The sequence below is a fragment of the Streptomyces sp. A01 genome (assembly GCF_059026195.1).
Map to the genome: position 1 here is coordinate 1 of NZ_JBWLKN010000090.1, position 1,216 is coordinate 1,216.

Below are 1,216 nucleotides of genomic sequence, written 5' to 3' on the forward strand. Positions count from 1 at the left end.
GATGCCCCGGTGCCGGTGGCTGATGTGGGGTGGTCGCTGGTGACGACCCGGTCGGTGTTCGAGCACCGGGCCGTCATCATCGGCGCGGATGAGGGCGAACTGCTGTCCGGGCTCAAGGCGCTGGCCGCCGGTGAGCCGCATCCGGGCGTGGTCTGCCCACAGGACGCGGCCAGTGGGCGGAGTGCCGCCGGTCCGGTGTTGGTCTTTCCCGGGCAGGGTTCGCAGTGGGCCGGGATGGGCGCCGAACTCCTGGAGTCCTCCCCGGTGTTCGCGTCCCGGATCGCGGAGTGCGAGCAGGCCCTGTCCCCGTATGTGGACTGGTCTTTGACCGGTGTGCTGCGCGGGGAGGGTGCCGAGTTGGAGCGGGTGGATGTGGTCCAGCCCGTGCTGTGGGCGACCATGGTCAGCCTGGCCGCCCTGTGGGCCAGCCACGGCATCACCCCCACGGCGGTGGTCGGCCACAGCCAAGGCGAGATCGCCGCCGCCTGCGTCGCCGGAGCCCTGACCCTGGACGACGGCGCCAAAATCGTCGCCCTGCGCAGCCGGGCCCTACGGCGCCTGGCCGGACGCGGGGCCATGGCCTCCCTCAGCGTCAGCCGCCAACGCGCCGAGGAACTCCTGGCCGACCACCCCGGCGTCGGCATAGCGGCCGTCAACGGCCCCTCCTCCACCGTGATCTCCGGACCACCACCCCAGGTTACGGATGTGGTGACCAAGGCGGAGGCGGAGGGGTCGCGGGCGCGGTTGATCGAGGTGGACTACGCCTCGCACGGCCCGCAAGTCGATGAGATAGCCGACGAGCTGCATCAGGTCCTGGCCGGGATCACCCCGCGGGCCGGGCAGGTGGCGTTCTACTCCACCGTCACCGCCACCCCCACCGACACCACCACCCTGGACACCACCTACTGGGTGACCAACCTGCGCCAACCCGTCCGCTTCACCGACACCCTCCACACCCTCCTGCACCACGGCCACCGGATCTTCATCGAAGCCAGCCCCCACCCCGTACTGACCCCGGGCATCCAGGAAACCTTCGATAACACCAGCACCCACGCGATCACCATCCCGACACTGCGCCGCGACCACGGCGACCACACCCAACTCGCCCACGCCCTCGCCCACGCCCACACCCACGGCGCCCCCGTCGACTGGACCACCTGGTTCCCCACCAACCCCCCACCCCACACCACCGACCTCCCCACCTACACCTTCCAAC

General features: G+C 70.7%; 1 protein-coding gene. It reads left to right on the plus strand.

The genetic code is table 11. The features are described 5' to 3' along the window. A partial coding sequence (locus AC5P1B_RS35635) for an acyltransferase domain-containing protein (protein ID WP_493892186.1) occupies positions 1-1,216 on the plus strand: 1,216 nt, incomplete at both ends.